The sequence below is a fragment of the Rahnella contaminans genome (genome assembly GCF_011065485.1).
GTDB lineage: Bacteria > Pseudomonadota > Gammaproteobacteria > Enterobacterales > Enterobacteriaceae > Rahnella > Rahnella contaminans.
Genome location: NZ_JAADJS010000009.1, coordinates 43,712 through 61,483, shown reverse-complemented (window position 1 = coordinate 61,483; position 17,772 = coordinate 43,712). Strand labels below are relative to the sequence as shown.

The following is a 17,772-nucleotide window of genomic DNA, read 5'->3' as shown; positions in this document are numbered from 1 at the left end:
TCAATCATAAACTTAAAGCTAATTATGTGTCCTGATGCAGTCCTTACTTTCTATTCAGTAATATTGTTGTTTACTTTTTATGGGCACACACATGAAAGATCAAACCCTGCGTTATTACGATGCTGAAATGCGCTATTTGCGTGATGCAGCTAAAGAGTTTGCACAAACTCATCCTGACCGGGCGGCGATGCTCGATCTCGATAAACCCGGAATCCCTGATCCTTACGTAGAACGTCTCTTCGAAGGTTTTGCCTTTTCGATGGGCAGACTACGCGAAAAAATTGATGACGACTTGCCGGAGTTTACCGAAGGACTGGTGAGCATGTTGTGGCCGCACTATCTGCGCACCATTCCCTCACTTTCTATCGTGGCACTTACGCCTGATGTCCCCGCAATGAAAATGGACGAGATTGTTCCCGTCGGCATGGAGGTTTACTCCCGCCCTGTCGGGCCCAAAAACACTGTCTGTCAGTATCGAACGACACGCGACGTCGTACTTAATCCGCTGGTTGTTTCTAAAGTAACGATGGCAACGGAACCTGATGGGCGTTCTGTACTCCGTCTGCGTCTGACGTGCAGTTCACAGGCCGACTGGTCACAGGTCGATTTGCGACACCTGTGTTTTTATCTGGCAAGTGATGCGCCGGTCAGCAGTGCGCTGCATCTGGCGCTCACCCGCTCCCAGGCGGCACTTTATCTGCGCCTCCCCAATCAGGATGACCGGATAAAACTGGATGGCTGGTTCGCTCCCGGCGGTTTTGCCGACGAGGATCTGCTGTGGCCAAAAGGTGATAGTGCATTCAGCGGCTATCAGTTACTGCTGGAATATTTCACCTTCCGCGAAAAGTTTATGTTTGTACACCTTAACGGGCTGGAAGACATAACGTTGCCTGCCGGCATCCCTTATTTTGATGTCGAAGTTGTGTTGAACAATCAGTGGCAAAGCGATTTACCGGTGACTGACGATGCCCTTCAGCTGCACTGCGTACCGGTCGTAAACCTGTTCACGCTGGAAGCTGATCCGCTGATTGTAAACGGGTTGGAAAATGAGTATCTGCTTCGCCCGCGCCGTTTGCAGGACGGCCACACCGAAATCTATTCCGTAGACTCAGTAATCGGATCGCAACGTACGGCAGACGCGACTTATGTCCCGTTTACCAGTTTCCGTCACCGCGGCGGCATGCAAAGACGCCATGCACCCGAGCGCTTTTTTCATACCCGCGTGAAGCGTGGCGTAACAGGATTGCACGATACTTGGCTGATTTTGGGCGGGCAGCAATGGGAAGCTGACAGACTCTTTGCACGTGAGGCGGTTTCGCTCAAAATTACGGGCACCAACGGTCAGTTACCCCGTAAAGCATTGCAAAGCACCCTGCTCGACCGGTGTGAAATGGTGCTCCAGACTCCCTTAAAAGTGCGCAATCTCTGCAAGCCAACACTGCCCTCGTACCCGCCCGCCGAAGATCATTTCCAGTGGCGTGTACTGAGTCACCTAGGTTCCAGTTATCTCAATCTGATGAGCAGCGCGGAAGTATTGCGAGGGACACTTGAACTGTATAACTGGCAAGGCGACGAAATGAATAACCGCCGCCTGGATGCCATCCAGCATGTTCAGCATCACCAGATTCAACGTTTTGAAAAAGGTTTTCTGCTGCGCGGTATCGATATCGAAATCACATTGGACGGAAATGGTTTTACCGGCGATGGCGATATCCATCTGTTCGGCGAAATGCTCAACCGTTTCTTCGCTCTTTATGCTGATATTCATTTATTCAATCAGTTAACCCTCATTGTCCAGCCTGCCGGGAAATGTATCCGATGGAAAGAGAACCACAATCAGCGCCTGCCAGGCTGATCGAGCAACTGAGAGATTCGCTCCCTTACACTCAATTTTATCGCTTCTGCCAGTTGATTGAGCAAAGTCAGCCTGAAGCACCCGCATTGGGCAGCCACTGGCAGGTCCGGCATGATCCGGTCCGTTTTCGTCCGCATCCGGGAATGGGATTTCCCGCCAGTGAATTCAAACGGGTCGAAATACCCGATCAACCGCATCTTCCCCCCACTATCCGGACCACATTTATGGGGCTGTATGGTGTGGAATCGCCGCTGCCGACATCGTATATCGACGATATAACTCAGCGCCGCGAAGGGTATGAGGCCGTCAGCGATTTTTTAGATATTTTTAACCACCGTCTGATCACCCAGTACTACCGCATTTGGCGAAAGTATTCTTATCCGGCGAGTTTCACCACTGGCGGTACGGACAAAACGTCGAAATACCTGCTCAGCCTTTGTGGCCTGGGTATTGAGGGTTGTGCGCATAACATTGCTACACCCGTCTCACGTTTTCTGGCGCTGACCAGCATGATGAGGCTGCCCACCCGAACCAGCGAAGGCATTATCGCGCTGGTGCAGTTGCTGGCACCGGATACAGAGGCCAAAGTCATACCCCATGACCACTGCCGTATTCCCCTGCATAAACCGCTGACTATGTGCGCGCGTCAACCGGTAAATATGAGCAACAGCCCGGTGATGGGCAATTATGCGACAGATGTTAACAGTCAGGTATTACTACAACTGAAAACTGATAACCCCGATGAATCAAGAGAGTGGTTGCCTGGCGGGCAATTGCATACCGACTTACTGGCTTTATTGCAGGTGTATCTGGGATCACGGTTACATGTACGTTTACAGTTGTCCGTTTTGCGAACTTTATTACCTGATGCCCGGCTTTCTTGCCAGCCCAAAAGTTCTGGCATTTTGCTTGGCAGAACCGCAGTGATGCGTTCGCTGCGAACTCGTTCAGCGCTGCAAATCAAAACCGAAATGATCACAATTAATCTTGGCCGCTATCAGCGCATTCAGGAAAATATTCACCGAAGGGAGACCGATGAACATGGCGATTACCGCTGGTAAAACCCGCTTAGCGTTACTGACACTTGCAACAATTTCAATGCTGAGCGGGTGCGGGCTGACACAAAAAATCAGCGATGGCACTGTGTCCATGACCAAATCTATTTTCTACAAACAGATAAAAACTCTGCACCTGGATATCAGGGCACGGGATGCCATCAACAACAATGATAGCGGTGCTCCGCTGGCAACTGTGGTGCGTATTTATCAGTTAAAGGACAGAAAAGTCTTCGACGGCACGGATTATCCTTCTCTGTTCGCCGAAGACAGCCAGGCAATCAAAGCCGATCTGATCTCTGAAAAAGATATCCGAATTCGTCCCGGCGCTGCCGTTACGATTGATGTTCCAATGGATGAAAAAACTGAGTTCGTCGCCATCGCCGGACTTTTCCTGGCACCCGATATTGCTAACAATACCTGGCGCGTGGTGCTGAGCCGTGAAGATCTTGATCCGGATAAAGCTCGTGAGATTGAGCTGAACAATCATGGACTCACGCTTGTCCCTCTCAAGGATGACTAACTATGTCTCAACCTTCTCTTTACGAAATGCTGCTGGGCAATTTCGCCGGCGGCCTCGATCTTCACCATGTGAGCGAAAAGAATCAGGTGATTCTCTCGGTTCTCGACAATATGCAGCGCATCCTTAACTGCCGCGCAGGCACGCTCAGTCATTTACCCGACTACGGCTTACCGGACATGAGTAAGATTTTGCAGGGAATGCCCGGCACAGCACATTCCCTGATGAACGTTCTGTCAGAAACACTGCTGAAATACGAACCTCGGGTAAAGAGAATTAACGTCATATTACTGCCCCAATCCCGGCCAGGTCAGTTGGAATATGCCATTGACGCAGAGCTTAAAGAGTTCGGTTTAATTCGATTTGGTACAGAATTTATGCCGGAAGGTCGGGTACTTATGCGGCATATGAAACAGCAGAATTATGTGTGATAGCCAGATTTTATTCTGAATATCACCTCTAATCATCAATGACAGAGGAAATATGTCAGCAAAAGAACGTTTTTTAAAAAAACTACAGGACAAACAGCCGGGCCGTAACGTATTTGAAAATAGAGCTCAGGCTGACATCGCAGAGTTTCAACAACAGATGAGTCAGCTTCAGGAGAATATGGAGACATGGTTGACAGGCACGGGTATTCAGACTCAAAGCACTTCCGTTTCATTGGTTGAATTGCTTATAGGCGGGAAGACCTTCAGCATTCCCGGGATTCAGCTTCAATATGAAAACAGAATGGTGAAATTCACGCCTGTTTTTTTATATGGCCAGGGCGTAACGGGATGTGTGGAAGCCAGTCTCTGCGGTGAGGGGATTCCTACCTCCCTTTGTCGTTTGTTTATGCGGTCCACAGAGCAAAATCACTGGACATGGCGTCCGGCGGGTTGGTCTACACAACCTGGAGGAGTGTTCAGTGAGGACGTATTTTTCAACATGATTGAAGGCTTATTGTCGTGACCCTTAACTCCATCATCTGAACACTTAAATCCACTGGCCTTCGGGAATATCGCGGAAGGCCAGTGCAAATACATCAAATAAGACAGCAGAATTACATCAGTTAAGGAAAACGCCCATGTCTATTGAACGCCAGCTGCGCACCGGTGGCGACCCTCGCGCGCTGGCTGATTATGCCATTTTACGCGAAGAACTGAGCAAGCTGACTCATCCTGCCCGTCCGGATGTGAACTGGCAGAAAGTTGAACAACTGTGCCTGCACCTGTTTCAACAAAACGGAATAGAGCTGCAAACTGCTTCATGGTATACGCAAGCCAGATTGCAACTTACCGGCCTGGCCGGACTGAATGAAGGGCTGGCTATTCTCGAAGCATTGGTTTCCCGGCAATGGTCCAGTTTATGGCCGCAGCCTGCACATGCCCGTGTGGAGATACTGTCCGGCCTGAGCCAGCGTCTGCACCAGTCATTGCGAAGCATGACACTGGAATATCGCGATTTACCGCAAATTTATCAGGCGGAGAAGTTGATCGTCGCACTGTGCGATACGTTGCAGCGTATAGAACTTAAGCACGTTAGCCAGCTGGAAACATTGAGCAGTTTTATGCACGGCGCAGCCGTCAGGCTCGAGAATATGTATGCCACAAATGACTCAACTATCGTGCTTTCTTCAGCAGCGATAGAAAAAGCCGAAAAAGAGTTACCTGCCCAGCCGCGTGAACAGTGGATTTATGTCGCACAAGCAGAACCGGAAGAGTCGCAAATTATGATTAGTTCCCCGGTGCCAGCAAAACGCTCAATTCAGTGGAAAGGATTTGTGGCCGGTATTGGGGCAACGCTGCTGGCTGGCGCAGGGATCTTCACGGGCACCACAGCGTTCCATCACGCTGACGCGGGTCAACCACTCATGGCGCAACTTACGGTATTACCTAAACCGTTAAATGCGCACGCACTTGAAACGTTGAAAGTACAGCAGGCAGACATACTACAACGTGATGCCCCAAAGTTTATTGCCGCAACGCAACAACAGATGTCTCGCCTCGCGTCGCTTTCGCCACGTTGGGCGCAAGACACAGGTATACAGTTGGTGAAGCAGGCAAAAACCTTATGGCCAGATAACCCGGAAACTGACCGCCTGGCAAAAAACTGGACGCAACAACTTAATGCCAATGCTATTCCAATGAATGATCTCAATGGCTGGCGTGATGCGAATGCGCAACTGCAGCAACTGGCAGACAAACTCAACGGACTGGATGAGCAACGCGGAAAATATATGACCGTCTCCCAGCTGAAATCATCGGTATTTACCCTCCAGCAGACACTTAACAATTCTCCACCCGTTGAAGAATCCTTGAGAAAACTGGCCGAAATAAAACAACAAAATACTGAGGTTCCGCCAGCACTGACGATTCAACTGGATAATCAGTTTTCTCAGTTAATAAACAGGTATGCATTACTCACTCTGGGGCAGGCTAAGCCTTAACTTAAGTTCCAATCAACAAAGCGGCCAGGGAAGGCTTTTATAGAGCATTATTTAGAGGGCATTTTGAACAGTGGGAGAACCCATCTAAGCGCAATTGGAGTGACACTCTGAATTTGCAGCTTGAATAAAAGTTACATCATCAGCCAGAGCCAATCTTGCTTCAGGCAAAAAAAATTGACGCACAACAGGCGCTTTTATATTGTCAGGTGATGAAAAAATTCCTGCGCGTCACCCGGACAACAACGACCACAACCCCGTTAACGGGTTGTCTGGATGCTGTGCGTTAGAAAAACTGAATCCAACCACCCGCTCGCAATGGCCGGGTTATCATTTTTTCTCCTGGCCAAAACGGCACTTTAAGGAGAAATATCTTGTCTGATCCCCTGATAAAAAAACGTGCATTATTAATTATTGATATGCAGGTCGGCCTGTTTAACGGCGCGGATAAACCCCACGATGCCCTGCGGGTGCTCGCCAATATCAATCGCCTGATTGAAAAAGCCCGCCACTCACAAATACCCATTTTTGCTGCCCGCCATACCGGGCCCGCAGATTCCCCCTTTGCGCCGGGCACACCACTGACACAATTAGTGCCGGAGCTCAAAATTGATAACTCACACGATAAAATTTTCGATAAAACCCGTCCGAGCTGCTTTTCGGGAACCGGGTTAGGAGACTGGCTGCATCAAAAATCAATTGATGAGCTGGTTATAGCGGGGATGAAAACCGAATTTTGTATTGATACAACTTGCCGTGCGGCAGCCGATCTGGGATTTCGCCCTGTTCTGATTTCAGATGCGCATACCACAATGGATACGCCCATTTTGCCCGCCCCGGCAATTATTGCTCACCACAACCGGACGCTAAACGGCCCGTTCGTTAAGCTGATTTCAACCGATGAATATGAATTCTGGCACCAGTAAATAGTTTTCAAAATTAATAGTTTGAAGACACTTGGCATAGGTGATGGATGTGTCATCAGAGTAAAACCCACGTCTAAACGCTGGTTTACTTTGGTGGCTTCCCGCTTTAGATTTTAACCTCATAGCTGCAAGACAAAACCCGTAAAAATATCGCATCAACATTTTAAGAGATTTTGAATGAAACAACGCTTCCCACGCGTGATTACTAAATAGTCATGCAATTAAATGCGCATAAATATGCAAAATTTCTTTTACCCGACGCCGGTTTTGCGATATTAATATAGGCATTGAGACCTTTACCAGACTGACCTAATTCATACAGGATTTTATCGATGACAACTATTCTTAAGCACCTTCCTATCAATCAGCGTGTGGGTATTGCATTCTCCGGCGGTCTGGACACCAGTGCCGCGCTGCTTTGGATGCAAAAGAAAGGAGCGATTCCTTATGCCTACACGGCAAACCTGGGCCAGCCTGATGAAGAAGATTACGATGCCATTCCGCGTAAAGCGATGGAGTACGGTGCCGAGAAAGCTCGCCTGATTGATTGCCGTAAACAGCTGGTTGCCGAAGGCATTGCCGCTATTCAGTGTGGCGCATTCCACAATACCACTGCCGGTGTGACTTATTTCAACACCACGCCGCTGGGCCGTGCTGTGACCGGCACCATGCTGGTTGCCGCAATGAAAGAAGACGGCGTGAATATCTGGGGCGACGGCAGCACTTATAAAGGTAACGATATCGAACGTTTCTATCGTTACGGCCTGCTGACCAATGCTGAACTGAAAATTTATAAACCGTGGCTGGACACCGACTTTATCGATGAACTGGGTGGTCGTCATGAGATGTCTGAATTTATGATTCAGTCCGGTTTTGACTACAAAATGTCGACCGAAAAAGCTTACTCCACTGACTCCAATATGCTGGGCGCGACGCACGAAGCCAAAGATCTGGAATTCCTGGATTCCGGCGTCAAAATCGTTAACCCGATTATGGGCGTAAAATTCTGGGACGAGAATGTGGTCGTCAAAGCGGAAGAAGTGGTTGTCCGTTTTGAACGGGGTTATCCGGTTGCATTGAATGGCGTGACCTTTGACGACAGCGTTGAGCTGATGATGGAAGCCAACCGCATCGGCGGTCGTCACGGTTTGGGTATGAGCGATCAGATTGAAAACCGTATTATCGAAGCCAAGAGCCGTGGCATTTACGAAGCTCCCGGGATGGCACTGTTGCACATCGCTTACGAGCGTCTGCTGACCGGTATTCATAACGAAGACACCATCGAGCAATACCATGCGAATGGCCGTGTGCTGGGTCGTCTGCTGTATCAGGGCCGCTGGTTCGATCCACAAGCTCTGATGCTGCGTGACTCCGCTCAGCGTTGGGTCGCCAGCGAAATCACCGGTGAAGTCACTTTGGAACTGCGTCGCGGCAACGACTACACCATCATGAATACCGTGTCTGAGAATCTGACGTACAAACCAGAACGTCTGACCATGGAGAAAGGTGATTCTGTATTCTCTCCTGATGACCGTATTGGTCAGCTGACCATGCGTAATCTGGATATCACCGATACCCGTGAGAAGCTGCAAAACTACGTAGAGACAGGTTTACTGACCTCATCTGCTTCTACCGGTTTACCGCAGGTGGATAACAATAATCTGCCACGCGGCTTGCAGGTAAAGAATAAGTAATTTTAGCTAAAACGAGTTTGCTGGAACTTACATGAATCAGCCCCCTCTCCTTCGCCGGTGAGGGGGCTGATTTGCATCGTTTTATATTCTGGTATCAAAATTTAGGCAGCTAAAAACGTCGTACGGGAAATACGAATAAACGGGATTAGGGAGCAAATTTTTTTGGGGTAATAAAGAGGTTTAGAGAAGGAAGTTTTTGGAGCGGGTGAAGGGAATCGAACCCTCGTATGCAGCTTGGGAAGCTGCCGTTCTACCATTGAACTACACCCGCATCGGTGTGCGACTGGCATTATAACCGGTTACGGCGGCGGAGCAAGGCGTGATTGCGGATAAGCGCTGGAGTTTTAAGCAGTTAGCGCATCGCGTGATCTGCCGCATGAAAAAGGGCGCCGGAGCGCCCTTTTGTTGTTTCTGAGGCAACTTATTTCTGTGTCTGCGGACGCATCGCCGGGAAGAGGATAACGTCACGGATGGTATGGCTGTTGGTGAACAGCATAACCATACGGTCGATACCAATGCCCAGACCGGCAGTCGGTGGCAGGCCGTGTTCCAGCGCTGTCACGTAGTCTTCATCAAAGAACATCGCTTCGTCATCGCCGGCATCCTTCGCAGAAACCTGGTCAGCAAAGCGCTGTGCCTGGTCTTCTGCGTCATTCAGCTCGGAGAAGCCGTTACCGATTTCACGACCACCGATGAAGAATTCGAAACGGTCAGTGATTTCAGGGTTCTCATCATTACGGCGCGCCAGCGGAGAAACTTCTGCCGGGTACTCGGTAATGAAGGTTGGCTGGATCAGTTGCGCTTCGGCGGTTTCTTCGAAGATTTCAGTCACGATACGACCCAGACCCCAGCTCTTCTCGATTTTGATACCGATAGATTCAGCAATCGCGGTCGCTTTCGCCAGATCGTCGAGATCGGCAACGTTGGTTTCAGGACGGTATTTGCAAATCGCTTCACGCATGGTCAGCTTGGCGAAAGGCTTGCCGAAATCGAAGGTCTGGTCGCCGTACTGCACAACGCTGCTGCCCAGAACGGATTCTGTCAGGGTGCGGAACAGAGTTTCGGTCAGAACGATCAGGTCTTTGTAATCCGCGTATGCCATGTAGAGTTCCATCATAGTGAACTCTGGGTTGTGACGCGGAGAAACGCCTTCGTTACGGAAGTTACGGTTGATTTCGAACACGCGATCAAAACCACCAACAACCAGACGCTTCAGATACAGTTCCGGCGCGATACGCAGGTACATGTCGATGTCGAGTGCATTGTGGTGAGTGATGAACGGACGAGCCGCTGCGCCACCCGGGATCACCTGCATCATCGGGGTTTCGACTTCCATGAAACCGTTTTCCACCATGAAGCTGCGGATGCCTGACATGATCTGAGAACGGATCTTGAAGGTTTTACGGGAATCTTCGTTAGCGATCAGGTCGAGGTAACGCTGACGGTAACGCGCTTCCTGATCCTGCAGGCCGTGGAATTTGTCCGGCAACGGACGCAGTGCTTTGGTCAGCAGACGCAGTTCAGAACAATGGATCGACAGTTCGCCGGTCTTGGTTTTGAACAGTTTACCGGTCGCACCCAGGATATCGCCCAGATCCCATTTTTTGAATTGCTCGTTGTAGATACCTTCGGCGAGATCATCACGCGCAACGTAAAGCTGGATACGGCCACCCACATCTTGCAGGGTCACGAAAGACGCCTTGCCCATGATACGGCGGGTCATCATACGGCCACCGACAGTGACTTCGATGTTTAAGGCTTCCAGCTCTTCGTTAGTCTTTTCGCCGTATTTCGCATGCAATTCATCAGAGATGCTGTCACGACGGAAATCGTTAGGGAAAGCGATACCGGATTCGCGCAGTAAAGCCAGCTTCTCACGACGAGATTTCAGCTCGTTGTTAAGATCTGGTACGGTTTCTGCGCTTTGCGCTGCTGGTTGTTGCTCAGACATTTTGGTTCCTCATAACCCGGCTTTCAAACTTGCCTCAATGAATTTATCCAGGTCGCCATCCAGTACGGCCTGCGTATTTCGCGTTTCGACGCCCGTGCGTAAATCTTTGATACGGGAATCGTCCAGCACGTAAGAACGAATCTGGCTGCCCCAGCCGATGTCAGACTTGTTGTCTTCGAGCTGCTGTTTGTCCGCATTTTTCTTTTGCATCTCATACTCATAAAGCTTCGCACGCATCTGCTTCATGGCCTGATCTTTGTTTTTATGCTGGGAGCGGTCGTTCTGACACTGAGTCACAATATTGGTCGGAAGGTGGGTAATACGTACCGCAGATTCCGTTTTGTTGACGTGCTGACCACCCGCACCGGACGCGCGGTATACGTCGATACGCAGGTCGGCAGGGTTAATTTCGATTTCGATATCGTCATCCACTTCCGGATACACAAACGCGGAACTGAAAGACGTATGGCGACGGCCACCGGAGTCGAACGGGCTCTTACGCACCAGGCGATGAACGCCGGTTTCAGTACGCAGCCAGCCGAACGCATAATCACCGATGATTTTGATGGTCGCGGATTTAAGCCCTGCGACTTCGCCGTCAGATTCTTCAATAACTTCGGTTTTGAAACCCTTGGCTTCTGCCCAGCGCAAATACATACGCAGCAGCATGCTCGCCCAGTCCTGTGCTTCAGTACCGCCAGAACCCGCCTGAATGTCGAGATAGCAACTGGCGCTGTCGTATTCGCCGGAGAACATGCGACGGAATTCAAGCTGTTCCAGCTTGCCGGTCAGCACATCAAGTTCAGCGATGGTTTCGTTGAAAGTGTCTTCATCGTCGGCTTCAACAGCCAGTTCCAGCAGGCCGGTAACATCCTCGGCACCCTGCAACAACTCATCAATGGTTTCAACGATAGCTTCCAGAGAGGAACGTTCTTTACCCAGCGCCTGTGCGCGTTCAGGTTCGTTCCAGACGTCCGGCTGTTCCAGCTCGGCGTTTACTTCTTCGAGGCGTTCTTTCTTGGCATCATAGTCAAAGATACCCCCGAAGAACGACTGTCCGCTCGGACAGGTCCTGAATGCGGTTTTTAACCGGATTAATTTCAAACATGATTTTTCGCGTCTTACGTTAGATTCGGAGTTGGCCCAATGCCATTCGAACCGCCGATTCTAACGGAATTAGCGGTCTTTTTATAGCAACGAGCCGTTTTTTTGCAGGGTTTATTGCGGGTGAAAATCGCTTATTTCGGCCATAAATGCTCGATGATCAACTGAACGCTGCGATTTCCCCGAAATTCATTGATATCCAGCCGGTATGCCAGCTGCACTTCGCGGATACTGCTGTCCGGCCAGAATGTCGGATCGATGTTAAACGCGATGCCGTCGAGCAGCGGGCCGCCGCCGACAGGTTCGATCATCAGCTTCAGGTGGCGCTCTTTCAGTAATTTCTGTTGCAGGATACGAAAGGTGCCGTCAAACGTCGGTTCCGGGAATGCCTGTCCCCACGGGCCGCCATTGCGCAACATTTCTGCGGTATCAATCGTCAGCTCATGCCCGGAAAGTTCGCCGTCCGACCAGACCACGCCTTCAAGATGTGACGGATCCAGCCATTCACCCACCAGTTCAGCAAAACGATCGCGAAACTCGTCGAATTTGCCTTCTTCGAGTGACAAACCTGCCGCCATCGCATGACCGCCAAACTTTAACATAAGACCGGGATTGAGCGTATCCAGGCGCTCGAGCGCATCACGCATGTGCAAACCCGCAATTGAGCGACCAGAACCTTTGAGAATACCGTCGCCCGCTGGGGCGAACGCGATCACCGGCCGGTTAAAGCGTTCTTTCAGGCGCGAAGCCAGAATACCCACGACGCCCTGATGCCATTCCGGATGGTACATCGCCAGCCCGAAAGGCAATGCGTCGGTGCTGCGCTCAAGTTTGTCGCACAGCGCCAGCGCTTCAACCTGCATGCCCTGCTCTATTTCACGACGCGTCTGGTTCAGCGCATCCAGATCGCTGGCCAGCGCACGTGCCTGACCGATATCCTCGCTGAGCAATAACGCCACGCCGACGGACATATCATCGAGGCGACCGGCGGCATTGAGCCGTGGCCCGAGCGCAAAACCTAAATCACTGGCGCACAATGTGCGGGCTTCGCGCCCCGCCACTTCGAGCAAAGCGCGGATCCCTGCCCGGCATTTTCCGGCACGGATTCGGTTAAGGCCCTGATACACCATGATGCGGTTGTTGGCATCAAGCGGCACGACGTCCGCGACCGTGCCCAGCGCAACCAGATCTAGGTGTTCCGCAAGATTCGGAACCACCAGATTGTTTTGCTCAAACCAGCCGCTTTCACGTAATGCACTTCGCAGCGCCAGCATCAGGTAGAACGCGACGCCAACGCCCGCCAGAGATTTAGACGGGAACTCACAACCGTGCAGATTGGGGTTAATGATCGCTTCGGCGTCCGGCAACGTTTCGCCCGGCAGGTGATGGTCGGTAACCAGCACCTGAATGCCTTTGGCGTGAGCAAGCTCCACACCGGCGTGCGATGAGATCCCGTTATCGACGGTCAGGATCAGCTCCGCACCGCGCGATGCAGCCTGTTCCACCACTTCCGGGCTGAGGCCGTAGCCGTCTTCAAAACGGTTCGGCACCAGATAATCCAGATTACCGCATCCCATACTGCGCAAAGAAAGCAGCGTGAGCGCCGTACTTGTTGCGCCATCGGCATCAAAATCGCCGACGATAATAATGCGCATCCGCTCGCTCAGGGCTTTTTGCAGCAATTTCACCGCAGTAGCGATGCCATCAAGTTGCTGATACGGCAGCAAACCTGCTGCGCTACGCTCCAACTCTTTGCTCTGCTTAACGCCACGGGCCAGATATAACCGGCGTAATAACGGGGAAAGTTCAGCGGGAAGATCCACGCCAGTTGCCACCTCACGGCGGCGAAGTTGAGTCTGCAAGGTCACGAAAAATCAACCACCGGTTTTATGTGAAGGATCACGCTGGTCAAGCATCGCGGCCATTTCTTTTGGCGGCTGATAACCCGGGATCAAAGTACCGTCTTCCAGCACAATGGCCGGAGTGCCTGTGACGCCAAACTGCACGCCCAGCTCGAAATGTTTCGCGATATCGCTGCTTTTACAGGTCGCCTGCGTGATGTCATCTCCACGCATCGCCGCATCAAAACTGGTTTTGCGGTTGCCGGTACACCAGATGGATTGCATATCTTTTTCAGTTTTGGAATTCAGCCCCTGACGCGGGAAGGCCAGATAACGCACGGTAATGCCGAGGTCGTTATAGTCCTGCATTTGCTGATGTAGCTTGTGGCAATAGCCGCAGGTGATGTCTGTAAAAACGGTGATCACATGCTTCTCGTTTTTGGCCTTGTAGATAATCATCTCGTTTTGCAGCGCATCGAGCTTTTTCACCAGCGCTTTATTGGTCACATTAACCGGCTGGCTGCCGCTGACGTCGTACATCGGACCCTGTAAAACGTGTTTACCATCATTAGTGATGTAAATGACGCCGCTGTCCGTGGAAACCGCGCTCAGGCCGGTGACCGGCGTCGTCTGAATTTCGGCATTGTTCATTCCCAGCTTGTTCAGCGTGGCTTTGATTGCAGCATCGTCAGCCTGCGCTGCGGAGCTTATACACGCAGCCAGAAGGGTCAGCAGCATTAAACCTTTTTTCATCATTTCGTCCTTTTTCCCTGGCACGTCACGCGCGGGGATGATGTTGTTGATGTAGCAGTTTGAGTCGTTCAGTCGCTACATGGGTATAAATTTGAGTTGTTGATAAGTCACTGTGGCCTAACAACATTTGCACAACGCGGAGATCTGCACCGTGGTTTAACAAGTGGGTTGCAAATGCGTGGCGCAACACGTGGGGGGATAACCGCTCCGCATCAATACCGGCAAGGATCGCATAGTGTTTGATGCGATGCCAGAATGTCTGCCGCGTCATTTTCTGCGCCCGGTTGCTGGGGAATACAATATCCAGAGACTGACCGTTCAGCAGCCACGACCTTCCGTGCTCGAAATAATTCTCCAGCCAGTACACCGCTTCTTCGCCCATCGGCACCAGCCGTTCTTTATTACCTTTACCGATCACCCGCACCACGCCCTGCCGAAGGCTGATATCGCTGAGCGTCAGCCCTACCAGTTCGGAGACACGCAAACCGGTGGCATAGAGCAATTCGAGCATGGCTTTATCACGCAGCTCAAGCGGAACATCCACCACCGGCGAGGCCAGCAGCGCATCAACCTGGGCTTCACTCAGATCTTTGGGCAAACGCTGCGGAAGTTTCGGCGAGGACAACAGCGCCGTCGGGTCATCCTGCCGCACCGATTCGCGGTTCATGTACTGAAACAGGCGACGCATCGCACTGAGCAGGCGCGCGGAGCTGGTCGCTTTATAGCCACCTTCAATGCGCTCAGACAGAAAAGATTGTAAATCTTCGGCGCTGACGTGCAGCAAATCTGTTTCGTTATGATGCAGCCAGCCCAGCAGCGATTTCAGGTCCTGACGATAAGACGAGAGCGTATTTTCTGCGAGATTGCGCTCAATCCAGAGCATATCGAGAAACTGTTCCGTCAGACCCTGATCGGCCTGATTGACAGCTTGCGCAGCCTGTTCAGGCGTTAACTCCTGATGGCCTGCATTATCTTGTTTTGGCATCCCGACTCCTGTTGCTTGCGTACAGACTACACCCGCCATTATGCCTTTCATTCGCCCAAATCTGCTACACTGCCTGCCATTCGTATTCTGATGACGTTATGGCAGCAAGCATGAAAATTGGACTTTTCTACGGTTCCAGCACCTGTTATACCGAAATGGCCGCGGAGAAAATTCGCGATATTTTGGGCGAAGAGCTGGTTGATCTGCACAACATTAAAGATGTTGATCCCGATAAGATGGAAGACTACAGCATCCTGATCCTCGGCATCCCGACATGGGATTTCGGCGAAATTCAGGAAGACTGGGAGGCCGTCTGGAATGAGCTGCCTACGCTAAAATTGCGCGGGAAAATTGTCGCCATGTACGGCATGGGCGATCAGCTCGGTTACAGCGAGTGGTTTCTCGACGCGCTCGGCATGCTTTACCATCAGTTGCTCCCGATGGGCGTTCACTTCATCGGATTCTGGCCGACGGAAGGTTTCGAATTTACCAGCCCGAAACCGCTCAGCGCCGACGGTAAACATTTTGTCGGCCTCGCGCTCGACGACGTAAACCAGTTTGATCTCACCGATAAGCGCCTGCAACAGTGGTGCGAGCAGATCCTGCTGGAAATGGACGCCCTGCTGTAGCCGTTCGCCAACGAACCAGTAATTACCTCAGCCCGGTTCAGCCGGGCTACGGGGATCTCCGCTCAGCAAGATCTGGCGCAAGTGCCGCCATTCATCCGGCCCCATACTGTCAGACGCCAGCCATAGCCGCTGTCTTGAGCTGCGCATCGCCTGCGCCAGCCCGCCTTTGCGTTTTTCACGACGCAATGTCAGCAGCACACCGCTGCTGATCATCCAGACCGGCTGCTTAATTTGCCATTCATGGCCACGCCACAACAGGCGGTTATCCTCAAGCAGGACAATTTCGCCGGTACGGGCCGTAATACGGCGTTGGCTGCGGATGCATTCAAAGAGCACCAGCAAAAGTAATGTCATCCATACCGGCCAGTAGCCGGCAGGCCAGGGTGCCAGCAAAATCAGTAACATCACACCACCGTAAGACCCCAGTGAAATGAGCTGACTGCGCCAGGACACCCTGAGATCACATCGCCACAGGGCCACGGGCTTTGTTTCTAGTCTGAATGAGGGCCACCATGCGCTGCAATTCTGTGTCTTGCGGCTCGCCGTGATTCATCAGCCAGTTGAACAAATCCGGATCGTCACAGGTCAGCAGACGGGCAAACAGTTCTTTGTCGGCATCGGGCAGCGAATCATATTCATGTTCGAAAAACGGCATGATGGAGATATCCAGCTCGCGCATACCGCGGCGACAGGCCCAGTGAATACGGGAACGGTTATTGATATCCAGTTGGTTTTTGCTTTCCATAATGAGACTCTTTTTTTGGGATACAGAATGAGAATTCTTTTATATAGAAAGCGATTCTATCAGCCGTCAGCCGTCATAAGTAACTTTTCAGTGCCCTGTTTTGTCAATCTACGTGATGTGCCGTAAAACCTGCTGCAAACCTGTCACTGGCTTTACATTCTCTGGAAAGCATCCCGTAAAAGGCACCAATAACTGTTTTCAAAGGCGGTAGGCTCTTTTACCATGAAGCATCAGTCACATTTCATTGACCGGGATAAGAAAATGGCTAACGCATTCCCCTTTCCACCGCAAAAACCTTCAGCGTCTTCGCATCTGCCGCTGACCCTGATTTCACTGGAAGACTGGGCTTTGGTGACCATGACCGGCGCCGATACGGTGAAATACCTGCAAGGTCAGGTGACGGCAGACATCGATGCCCTGCCGGTCGATCACCACATTCTTTGCGCCCACTGTGACGCCAAAGGGAAAATGTGGAGCAACCTGCGTCTGTTCACGCGTGGCGATGGCATGGCCTATATCGAGCGCCGCAATCTGCGCGACACGCAGCTGAATGAAATAAAGAAATATGCCGTGTTTTCGAAAATTACGTTTACCGCCGATGATGACGTGGTGCTGCTCGGTGTGGCCGGTTTTCAGGCCAGCGCTGCGCTGACGGGGTTATTCTCGACGCTGCCAACAGCAGAACAGCCGGTCATACAGCAGGATGAAACGACTCTGCTGCATTTCTCCCTGCCCGCGGAACGTTTTCTGATTGTCACCAGCCCGGAAAAAGCCCGTCAGGTAGTGGAAGAACTGGGTGAGCAGGCACAGCGCAACGACAGCCAGCAGTGGCTGGCGCTGGATATTGAAGCCGGTTTCCCGGTTATTGATACCGCCAATACTGCGCAGTTTATCCCGCAGGCCACCAATATTCAGGCGCTGGACGGGATCAGTTTCACCAAAGGTTGCTACGCCGGTCAGGAGATGGTCGCACGGGCAAAATACCGTGGCGCGAACAAGCGCGCGCTGTACTGGTTATCCGGTAAAGCCTCAAAAGTACCGGCTCCGGCTGACGATCTCGAACTGCAACTTGGTGAAAACTGGCGTCGAACCGGCACCGTGCTGGCGGCAGTTCAGCTCAGTGATGGCACCGTCTGGGTTCAGGCCGTTCTTAACAACGACCTGGAAGCCGACGCCAGCCTGCGCGTTCGCGATGATACAACCAGCCATTTAAGTATCCAGCCGCTGCCGTATTCGCTGGAAGAGACTAAGTAATCCGAAAGCTCGCTGCCGCCCTCTTCATGACC

Annotated in this window: 17 protein-coding genes and 1 tRNA gene; 10 read left to right on the top strand and 8 right to left on the bottom strand. The window is 51.6% G+C overall.

Going from position 1 to position 17,772, the window contains the following annotated elements:
* Positions 1-91 precede the first annotated feature (91 nt).
* The 8 genes from tssF (at position 92) to argG (ending at position 8,478) form a co-directional block, all read left to right on the top strand.
* Positions 92-1,855: a type VI secretion system baseplate subunit TssF gene (tssF, locus tag GW579_RS23220; protein WP_152324887.1), complete on the top strand. Its 1,764-nt coding sequence runs from the start codon at positions 92-94 to the stop codon at positions 1,853-1,855.
* Positions 1,819-2,916, top strand: a complete 1,098-nt coding sequence (tssG, locus tag GW579_RS23215) for a type VI secretion system baseplate subunit TssG (protein WP_206739030.1) — start codon at positions 1,819-1,821, stop codon at positions 2,914-2,916. The genes tssF and tssG overlap by 37 nt, the downstream gene beginning before the upstream one ends.
* The gene (tssJ, locus tag GW579_RS23210; protein ID WP_235937453.1) at positions 2,897-3,433 is read left to right on the top strand and encodes a type VI secretion system lipoprotein TssJ; all 537 of its coding nucleotides are present in this window, start codon (positions 2,897-2,899) and stop codon (positions 3,431-3,433) included. The genes tssG and tssJ overlap by 20 nt, the downstream gene beginning before the upstream one ends.
* Before the next feature lie 2 nt (positions 3,434-3,435).
* Positions 3,436-3,861, top strand: coding sequence for a type VI secretion system baseplate subunit TssE (gene tssE, locus GW579_RS23205; protein ID WP_165062102.1), 426 nt, complete (start codon positions 3,436-3,438; stop codon positions 3,859-3,861).
* A 52-nt stretch (positions 3,862-3,913) separates the two neighbouring features.
* Positions 3,914-4,384, top strand: coding sequence for a hypothetical protein (locus GW579_RS23200; RefSeq protein WP_165062100.1), 471 nt, complete (start codon positions 3,914-3,916; stop codon positions 4,382-4,384).
* 115 nt (positions 4,385-4,499) lie between these two features.
* Positions 4,500-5,861, top strand: a complete 1,362-nt coding sequence (locus tag GW579_RS24030) for a VasL domain-containing protein (protein WP_165062098.1) — start codon at positions 4,500-4,502, stop codon at positions 5,859-5,861.
* A 371-nt stretch (positions 5,862-6,232) separates the two neighbouring features.
* On the top strand, positions 6,233-6,784 hold the full coding sequence (locus GW579_RS23190) for a cysteine hydrolase family protein (protein ID WP_268959682.1): 552 nt from the start codon (positions 6,233-6,235) through the stop codon (positions 6,782-6,784).
* A 332-nt stretch (positions 6,785-7,116) separates the two neighbouring features.
* The gene (gene argG / locus GW579_RS23185) at positions 7,117-8,478 is read left to right on the top strand and encodes an argininosuccinate synthase (RefSeq protein ID WP_112290320.1); all 1,362 of its coding nucleotides are present in this window, start codon (positions 7,117-7,119) and stop codon (positions 8,476-8,478) included.
* Positions 8,479-8,675: 197 nt separating this feature from the next.
* Here the strand turns inward: argG and GW579_RS23180 are convergent.
* From GW579_RS23180 to xerD, 6 genes are all read right to left on the bottom strand, one after another.
* A tRNA-Gly gene (locus GW579_RS23180) sits at positions 8,676-8,749 on the bottom strand.
* 150 nt (positions 8,750-8,899) lie between these two features.
* Positions 8,900-10,429, bottom strand: a complete 1,530-nt coding sequence (lysS, locus tag GW579_RS23175; protein WP_152324881.1) for a lysine--tRNA ligase — start codon at positions 10,427-10,429, stop codon at positions 8,900-8,902.
* Positions 10,430-10,438: 9 nt separating this feature from the next.
* Positions 10,439-11,537, bottom strand: a protein-coding gene (prfB, locus tag GW579_RS23170; RefSeq protein ID WP_152324880.1) for a peptide chain release factor 2 whose coding sequence is annotated in 2 segments (ribosomal slippage) — positions 10,439-11,461 and positions 11,463-11,537 — 1,098 coding nt in all. Because the reading frame shifts where the segments join, the coding sequence is not laid out codon by codon here.
* A 130-nt stretch (positions 11,538-11,667) separates the two neighbouring features.
* Complete coding sequence (gene recJ, locus GW579_RS23165) at positions 11,668-13,401, bottom strand: single-stranded-DNA-specific exonuclease RecJ (protein ID WP_152324879.1); 1,734 nt, start codon at positions 13,399-13,401, stop codon at positions 11,668-11,670.
* A 6-nt stretch (positions 13,402-13,407) separates the two neighbouring features.
* The gene (gene dsbC, locus GW579_RS23160; protein ID WP_152324903.1) at positions 13,408-14,127 is read right to left on the bottom strand and encodes a bifunctional protein-disulfide isomerase/oxidoreductase DsbC; all 720 of its coding nucleotides are present in this window, start codon (positions 14,125-14,127) and stop codon (positions 13,408-13,410) included.
* Between the two features lie 25 nt (positions 14,128-14,152).
* Positions 14,153-15,112, bottom strand: coding sequence for a site-specific tyrosine recombinase XerD (xerD, locus tag GW579_RS23155; protein WP_165062096.1), 960 nt, complete (start codon positions 15,110-15,112; stop codon positions 14,153-14,155).
* 110 nt (positions 15,113-15,222) lie between these two features.
* Here xerD and fldB point away from each other — a divergent pair, with 110 nt between their 5' ends.
* Positions 15,223-15,741 (top strand): flavodoxin FldB, encoded by a 519-nt coding sequence (fldB, locus tag GW579_RS23150; protein WP_152324877.1) that lies wholly within the window; start codon positions 15,223-15,225, stop codon positions 15,739-15,741.
* Between the two features lie 27 nt (positions 15,742-15,768).
* Here fldB and GW579_RS23145 read toward each other — a convergent pair whose 3' ends face one another.
* Together GW579_RS23145 and sdhE are read right to left on the bottom strand one after the other, a co-directional pair.
* Positions 15,769-16,221 carry a protein YgfX gene (locus tag GW579_RS23145; RefSeq protein ID WP_152324876.1) on the bottom strand — a complete coding sequence of 151 codons (453 nt, stop codon included), beginning with the start codon at positions 16,219-16,221 and terminating at the stop codon, positions 15,769-15,771.
* The gene (sdhE, locus tag GW579_RS23140; protein WP_152324902.1) at positions 16,202-16,468 is read right to left on the bottom strand and encodes an FAD assembly factor SdhE; all 267 of its coding nucleotides are present in this window, start codon (positions 16,466-16,468) and stop codon (positions 16,202-16,204) included. The genes GW579_RS23145 and sdhE overlap by 20 nt, the downstream gene beginning before the upstream one ends.
* 279 nt (positions 16,469-16,747) lie before the next feature.
* Here sdhE and ygfZ point away from each other — a divergent pair, with 279 nt between their 5' ends.
* A complete protein-coding gene (ygfZ, locus tag GW579_RS23135; RefSeq protein ID WP_165062093.1) occupies positions 16,748-17,740 on the top strand; it encodes a tRNA-modifying protein YgfZ in 993 nt (330 codons plus the stop codon).
* Positions 17,741-17,772: the final 32 nt, after the last annotated feature.